Consider the following 7,291-nt stretch of genomic DNA (forward strand, 5'->3'; position numbering starts at 1 on the left):
CGCTTATCTGTCTAACCAGGAGTATTCGAGTCATTATCGAGGATCGACAGAGAAAGAGCATGAGCAAATCGCGAAAAAGCTTAACAAAGTGGGCGTTGGGCTTGCCGCTCTGTCGCTCGTGCTTTTCTTTATCGGCATCGGCGCATTTTGGTTGCGCTCAATGTGAACCGGCACGGTAAAACAAGACTTAAACGAACGCTATCTGCAACAGCTACAAGCGCGAGGACGAGCATTCTCAGAAATATGCGCCTGTGCATGTCTCGCTTATTTTCGTGTTCTTTTATATTATTCGTACACTTTTATTGTTGCGGCCCATCTATTTTTCGTGTACATAAATTCATATGAAGATCGTATGGGACGAACCAAAACGCGAAGCCAATCTTGCCAAGCACGGCATGGATTTTGCATCGCTCACTATTGAGTTCTTTGAGAACTCCAAAGTACTACCAGCCAAGAATAACCGGCTTCAAGCTATTGGCCGTCTTGCAGATGGAACAATCGTTGTGATCTTCATAACCCTCGGCACAGAAGCGCTCTCAGTGATTTCAATGCGCCCTGCCCGTAAGGATGAAAGGAACCTGATCTGATGGCTATCAAATTTAGACCCAAACATGGCGATGAACACGGTTACACCAAGCAGGATTGGGATGATGTATCTGACAATCCGCGCATCACCAAATCCGATATGGCAAAGGCCAAGCCATTCAAAGACGCACTGCCAGAACTATATGAAAGCATACAGCGCTCAAGAGGAAGGCCGAAGGTCGAAAACCCAAAAGAGGCCGTAACTCTCCGCCTTGATCCTGCTATAGTAGCCAAGTTCAAGGCGAGCGGGAAGAACTGGCGTGCAAACATGCACGAAGCCCTGCGCAAAGCCGTGGGGCTTTAAACGCACGCCCGAACTACGGCTTCTTGGGCTTAAAAATATAAGCCGCTACGTGCTTTTAGCCTAATGCCATCATGAAAGTGTCAGTTGTCTTCCATTAGGGAGACACAGATTTTTCTTAAAATTTGCCCCACAAATTCCTGGGTCTTGTTCGAATCAAAAATAAACTCGGTGATAGCACTTCTAATTTATGAGGGTGCTTTCATGACTGTTAACAAGCGGATAATAAAAATTTCTATTTCATGGGTTATAGGCTCACAGAAGTGCGCCATTAATCTCCACGCAACACTTATAGCGCTCATTGCCATATATTGCTTCGTGCATAAAATTAACCCGCTATCGATGGATTTTAGTAAGATTTACGGCAACACATTTGAAACTGTGAGCTGCTTATTTGCTATGATCATTTTTAACAAAATGCTTATAGAGGCGAAGCGCAGATTTAACGAAATAGAACCCTTAGGAATTCTAATACTCACAATTGGCGGAGCTTTGATAAAAATCGGTGCGCACTTTCCAATAATTATCATTTTGCAAGCACTCGTTACAAAAGTGAAATGAAAAAGCGGCCTCAAAGCCGTTTTCTCTGTGGCGCAAATCATCACCATAACTACTTAATCACTCTTTCGGTTTACCGGGTCAAGCCCTCCAGCTTGTGATTTTTGGTGAAACATATCCCCAATGAACCGCCAGCACATCAAGGCAATCGCGCAGGTGATCAGCGGCATAGTTCTTCCGCCGTTTGTCACTGCAAATATTGTCGAGACTTAAGCCTTGCCCTGCAACTTTGCTGATCAGATCATAGCCTACGATGCCGAGCAAATCCCGGCATTGCTTAAGCTGCTGGCCTGCCTCAATCTGGCTTTCGCTTATGGTTGTGCGCGTGCAGCCGCCGTCTACAGGCTCCCTGCTATAGTCGAATGAACCTGCGCCCGATCCGCCCAAGCGTTCGTAATAATGGCAAAACCGTTTAGCCGCTTGAAGTTGAGAGGTGTTCAAATGACCGCGCGCGGCCATTGTGATAATCGCACTCTCTTTCGCGTTGTGAGGCAGCTTGACTTTACGCCGGTTGAAACTTGTCTGAGGACGCGCCGGATTAAAATCTGGATTTTCAGTGCTCAAAAACACGACTTTTTCTTTTGGTTGCCACTTCTGCGGGGTTGGTCGAGCCTGCATTTAATCCTCCTACTAAGCAGCAAATTTTATGACGTTGAACGGCTCCAGTCCTTCGGCCAGCCGCAACTCATCAACAAACGCAATAAGCTTCACCCATCCCATTCGCCTGCCGAAGCCGGGACGACCGATTTTCTTTAAAGAGTAGATAGTTTGAATGCGCCGCATGTCGTAACCACGCGCATATAGGAAATGCTGCAATGCATCATAGCCGCTTGATGCTCCACGCTCGAACCTACGAACGCCTTTTCTCGCTATATATTCGTTAATCAAAACGGCTTCTGACTTCATGTTAAATCTCTTTTTTCAAAACGTGCTTTTTGCGGGTTTCGTGGCTGCGCTCTATGAAAATCGAACTCAAAACTTCATGCTCTGGAATTGATAGAAGCTCGGAAATATCAAGCGTGTCCAAACCCTGACGAAATAATTTCAGTGGTGAGCTTGTACCGATTTCAGCTTCTCCTTTGCGGCTAGAACAGGAAAAAACTTATCCAGAACGGCAAGCCTGCGTACTTGTTGATCTGGGGTCAGCGTTCGGCACATCGCGCTTCTGGCATTTGCCAAGTCTGAATAAGCTCGACGCATTTTTTTCTCGCGACTTGCAGCCTCGCGGATAGGCCGCATGACCTTCTCACATTGCATTCTGAGAACAGGTGGACCCGCTACCAAGCGCACCCTGAATGATCTGCCGTGTTGCAGTTTCGAGAGCGAAGCGCGAAACGTCATCAAGCGCGATGTAATAGGCCGCAATATTGACTTCATCGCTACCCGAAACTTTTGTGGCTAGGACGGAAAGCAAGGTCAAGCACCTCAACATGTCCGCCTGCGTTGCCTTCGTCGTGGTATCCGGTGCGGTGGTAATCTGGCTCATCTGTCAAAACTCCTAATCGTCTCGCCTCATCACGAATTGCGTCTCCAACATTCCGGCGCTTCGGTGGCGGGTCATTTCTGCAATTGACGAACTTCGGGTCAGCCTCATCCAGCCAGCATTGGCCGGTTCCAAACCCCAAAGGCTTCCAGATCGCAGAAATCGGCAATATCGCCACGTCACTGCTTGCCATAGACGTGCAGATGAAGGCGACGGAAACGGCGCTTTCAAACCACAAGCATTCATTTGCTGAACTGCTTGATAGGCCGACCACCCTTGGCGGATACGGCATCACCGATGGCATGACGGCAACGCAAGTTGCCGCCGCCATTCAGCAAGCCGTCAGCGATTTGGTCAATGGCTCTGGCGCGGCACTCGACACGCTCAAAGAGCTTGCCGATGCACTCGGTAACGACCCGCAGTTTGCAGCAACGGTGAGCGCCGCCCTTGGATGGAGGCTCAGGGTTGACGCCGCACAGGCGTTCAGCCTTGCACAAAAAGCACAGGGACGTTCCAACCTTGATGCGCTCGGGACAGTCGACAAGGGCAAGGCCGATGGCGTTGCCAGTCTCGACAGCACAGGCAAAGTGCCAACCGGACAGTTGCCCGCGATGAATTATCTGCCTTTGACCGGTGGAAGGCTGACCGGAAGTTTACAGGTCGACAACGAGTTCATCTCTGCCGGTAGCGGTTCAAAGCGCGGCGTGTTTCGCAACACAGGCGCAGGTGACAGTTGGATTAATTTCTTCACGCGGGATCAGACTTGGTATTCCGAATTTGGACAACGGGCAAACGGTGCGGCCTACGTATGGTTGAATGGACAGGAGTTCCGCTTTCAGACCAATGGCACCTTCGTGTCCCCCGTAGATATAGTCGCAAAGGGATGGCTCTATGCCGGTGACGGCTCATCAAGATTGGAGTCCAACGGCAATGTTGTTGGCGCAGTATGGTCGAATTGGGGTTCCAGCGATGCTTATACGGCAATCTTTAACCGCATCGAAAAACGCGCTCAGGAATACGCCGATGATAGAGCCAACACTGTACGCGGTGAAGTGTGGTGGCGCGCACGGGACTGGATTGCGGCCGCTGGCGTTGGTGAAGTCGGCACATATGCGGTTTGTAAATGCATCAATGAAACGCCTGCATCCCCAGGTGACTTAATTGATGGTAGCCGTCTGCAATACTCGTCAACCGACTATGGAGCGATAGCGCAAAGTCCGACGGGCACATGGAGAATGATGGGCTATGCCAAAACATATAATTCCGCTCAACGCGTTAGTCTCTTTAAAAGGGCTTGGTAATGACTGATGAACCATTCATAACGGATAGCAATAACAGCGTCATTAAATCAGTAAAAAATCTACAATGGCGAAATGTTGAGCATACGTTACTCTCCTGTACTGTAGACTTGGAAGGTGCAGGAATAATCCCTTTTGCGACGGCTGCTCATGAGACAACGCCATATGGTCAAGAAATATGGCAGAAAGCGGTTGCCGGCGAATACGGTTCCATCAGTGAATATGTCGCCCCTTCCGCCGAGCAGAAGCGTCTTATCATGCCAGACTTGGAACGCTGGCGCGTTAATACGATCATTGATCTTGAGCCGGGCCTGCGCGAAAAAATCAATGCCGCGATTGAGGATATGGAAGAACCGAAGCGCACCATCAGCAAGAACAAACTGGCCGATGTACAGATGTTTTCACGCACAGATACACTTTTTGATTTGATCGGTGCCATGCCATCTATTGGCAAGACACCGGAAGATATCGATGCAATGTGGGAAGCAGCAATTAATTTGACTTGATCCCCATCTCTCTCCTGAACCGTCTTGACACATGTTGTCAGAAAAAGGACTCGTGTTCCGGGTATTTATTAGGCAGGGGGCGTTAACGTGAATGCTGATCGGGATGTGGCAATCTTCATTAAGTCACTTCAAGGTGGTGGAACCGAGCGCTCCACTGTTAATCTTGCAAACGCGATTGCTGCCAGCGGCACGCGGGTCGATCTGCTTGTTCTCAACGATAATGGTGTTTTTACGAAACAAGTTTCTCCACGCGTGCGATTAATCAAACTAAAAAAAGAGCCCGTTTGGAAAACTATCTGGCTGTTGCGCAAGCAACCAAAAGAACTTGTGTTTTTGTTGCTTCTATTGCTTATGCCGAGTTCACCAAAGCCTGCGGCAGTGATCCCAGGCCTTGCGCGGTATCTTTTAAAAAACAAGCCAACGGCTCTTTTAACCGCACTCGATTATGGCAACGTAGCAGCCGTCGTTGCTAGATCCGCCACCGGCGTCAGAACACGAATGGTGTTAGGTCAACGCAATCAGATGAGCCAAGACCGCCACCGCAGTGCATCATGGCGTCGTCGTTTAACTATACCGACCTTACGACATTTCTTTATGCAGGCAGACGCTATTGTTGGTGTGTCCGAGGGAGTGGCCGAGGATTTAAAGCAGACACTCCGGTTTCCTGCTGAACGTGTCCATGCAATTTACAATGCTGTTTACAATAAAAAGCTGGAAGAACAAACAAAGGAAGATGTTGATCATCTGTGGTTCAAGGATGATGCGATACCTGTGATTGTCGCTGTCGGGAAGTTGAAACCACAGAAAGACTATCCAAACCTTCTAAAAGCTTTTGCTAAGGTTCTTGAGAGCCGCACTGCTCGCTTGGTTATCCTCGGACAAGGGCCGCAGCTTGATGAACTGAAAGCACTCGCGCGAGAACTGCACATCGAAGACCATGTTTCGTTTGAAGGATTCGTTGAGAACCCCTTTAAGTATTTATCTCGGGCGTCTCTATTTGTGCTTTCCTCCCGTTATGAAGGTCTACCGGGAGTGCTAATCCAAGCGCTATCATGTGGTTGTCCGGTCGTAAGCACCAATTGCCCGAGCGGTCCATCTGAAATCTTGATGAATGGTGAGATTGGGAAACTTGTTCCAGTAGAAGATAGTGATGCACTGGGTATTGCTATACTAAATCAATTGGATACTCCGCATGATCGCGATGCGCTGATAGCTCGCGGAAAGTTTTTCTCTGAAGAAAATGCCGTAACGGCATACAAGAAAGTCTTGTTTGATCAACATGTTTCATCAACTGACGCCTTCTCACACCTTTTTCAAGCAAATAGGCATGTGGAGCAGACCAAACGCAATACAGTTGAAGTATAGACAAATCGAACCAAGGCTGGCCGATGGCGGCCAATAAATAGACGAACCGAAAGCCCGCGCTCTGCGGGCTTTTTTCATTCAACAAGCCCGGCCATCGCGCCGGGTTTTTTTGTTGCCGAAATCAGCCCGTGGCGGGGCATACCCTAAAATTAAAGGAGCGAACCCAATGTCGACACCGACTTTCGGCATGACTTTCACGCGGCCAAATGACGAACCGTTGCCGGTTCTCGGCGCAGACTTTTCAAAAATACTGCTCATCGAAACTTCAAACGATGCATCAGCTTCTGAATATCCAGAGGATACACCTGTTCGCATTTCCACAAGCAATGGCGATGCCGTTGAAGCACTTGGCACCGGCTATCTCGCCGATGCTGTCAAAGGGATCAACGCCCAGCTTACCGGACTGAATGCCGGGGCGGACGTAACCATCTTCCGCGTCAAGGAAGGGGCCGATGTTGCCGTCACATCTGCAGCGATTGCGGAATGTCTCGCGAATGTGTCCGAGATTCCCTCAGCCGTGAATGCCACGCCGCGCATTATCTGGGCTGGTCGAACAGCATGGCGTCCCGATGCTGACACCGTGAACCCTGTCGTTGCCGCCCTTCCCGCCGCATGCGAGCGTCTGCTTGCGATTGCCCCCGTCGATGTTGATGACACCTCACCCACCTTTAAGGTCGCCAACCATGAAGTGCGCCGTTACCGCCCTGCGGTTAATGGCCTCGTTGCTGAAATCAACGCGCGGCTTAACGCGACTGCTTAGGATGAGGACTCAATTACACCCATGCGATGATTGTAGAAACAAGAGCAATTGCGGCGAGATAGTTTATTGCGAGGCTATCATATCTCGTTGCAATGCGTCGCCAGTTTTTGAGCCTGCAGAAAAGCCGTTCGATGACATTTCTACGCTTGTATGCGCTATAATCTAAAGGATAGGGTTTCTTTCGTGCTAGCGAAGAGGGAATGATAGCCTTAATGCGGGCATTATTAAGCCAGTCTCGAAGACCATCAGCATCATATGCCTTGTCGGCTAACAGACGCCTGCTAGGGCGAGCGACCTCTAATAATGGAATTGCCATTTTTATGTCGGCAATGTTTCCCGGTGTTAAGCTGAACGCGACCGGTCTGCCGCAATCATCGGCCAAGCAATGGATTTTGCTTGTTCTTCCACCGCGCGACGTGCCAATCGCTTGCGTCC

10 protein-coding genes are annotated in these 7,291 nt (G+C 49.4%); 6 read left to right on the plus strand and 4 right to left on the minus strand.

The annotated features are described in order from the left end of the window. The first annotated feature begins 341 nt into the window (after positions 1 to 341). Both ABE530_RS19155 and ABE530_RS19160 read left to right on the plus strand, forming a co-directional pair. Positions 342 to 587 carry a BrnT family toxin gene (locus ABE530_RS19155; protein WP_499695656.1) on the plus strand — a complete coding sequence of 82 codons (246 nt, stop codon included), beginning with the start codon at positions 342 to 344 and terminating at the stop codon, positions 585 to 587. Then, positions 587 to 889 (plus strand): BrnA antitoxin family protein, encoded by a 303-nt coding sequence (locus ABE530_RS19160; protein WP_499695657.1) that lies wholly within the window; start codon positions 587 to 589, stop codon positions 887 to 889. Before ABE530_RS19155 ends, ABE530_RS19160 begins: the two co-directional genes overlap by 1 nt. 636 nt (positions 890 to 1,525) lie before the next feature. Here ABE530_RS19160 and ABE530_RS19165 read toward each other — a convergent pair. From ABE530_RS19165 to ABE530_RS19175, 3 genes are all read right to left on the minus strand, one after another. After that, a complete protein-coding gene (locus tag ABE530_RS19165; RefSeq protein ID WP_499695658.1) occupies positions 1,526 to 2,062 on the minus strand; it encodes a hypothetical protein in 537 nt (178 codons plus the stop codon). Positions 2,063 to 2,074: 12 nt separating this feature from the next. After that, positions 2,075 to 2,350, minus strand: coding sequence for a hypothetical protein (locus ABE530_RS19170; RefSeq protein ID WP_499695659.1), 276 nt, complete (start codon positions 2,348 to 2,350; stop codon positions 2,075 to 2,077). A 340-nt stretch (positions 2,351 to 2,690) separates the two neighbouring features. Then, positions 2,691 to 2,930 carry a hypothetical protein gene (locus tag ABE530_RS19175; protein ID WP_499695660.1) on the minus strand — a complete coding sequence of 80 codons (240 nt, stop codon included), beginning with the start codon at positions 2,928 to 2,930 and terminating at the stop codon, positions 2,691 to 2,693. An 83-nt stretch (positions 2,931 to 3,013) separates the two neighbouring features. Between ABE530_RS19175 and ABE530_RS19180 the strand changes: the two genes are divergently transcribed. The 4 genes from ABE530_RS19180 to ABE530_RS19195 all read left to right on the plus strand — a co-directional run bounded on the left by ABE530_RS19180 (position 3,014) and on the right by ABE530_RS19195 (position 6,856). Then, entirely contained in the window at positions 3,014 to 4,228 is a 1,215-nt protein-coding gene (locus tag ABE530_RS19180; RefSeq protein WP_499695661.1) for a hypothetical protein, read from the plus strand. Further along, positions 4,228 to 4,731 (plus strand): hypothetical protein, encoded by a 504-nt coding sequence (locus tag ABE530_RS19185; RefSeq protein WP_499695662.1) that lies wholly within the window; start codon positions 4,228 to 4,230, stop codon positions 4,729 to 4,731. Before ABE530_RS19180 ends, ABE530_RS19185 begins: the two co-directional genes overlap by 1 nt. An 87-nt stretch (positions 4,732 to 4,818) precedes the next feature. Continuing rightward, positions 4,819 to 6,096, plus strand: a complete 1,278-nt coding sequence (locus ABE530_RS19190) for a glycosyltransferase (RefSeq protein WP_499695663.1) — start codon at positions 4,819 to 4,821, stop codon at positions 6,094 to 6,096. 166 nt (positions 6,097 to 6,262) lie between these two features. Continuing rightward, positions 6,263 to 6,856 (plus strand): hypothetical protein, encoded by a 594-nt coding sequence (locus ABE530_RS19195; RefSeq protein WP_499695664.1) that lies wholly within the window; start codon positions 6,263 to 6,265, stop codon positions 6,854 to 6,856. 13 nt (positions 6,857 to 6,869) lie between these two features. On the opposite strand, the gene ABE530_RS19200 is transcribed toward ABE530_RS19195, so the two are convergent. Beyond that, positions 6,870 to 7,291 (minus strand): IS5 family transposase (locus ABE530_RS19200; RefSeq protein WP_499695665.1); only part of this gene is annotated, 422 nt, incomplete at its 5' end.

The sequence above is a fragment of the Brucella sp. TWI559 genome (genome assembly GCF_039674265.1).
Taxonomy (GTDB): domain Bacteria; phylum Pseudomonadota; class Alphaproteobacteria; order Rhizobiales; family Rhizobiaceae; genus Brucella; species Brucella chromiisoli.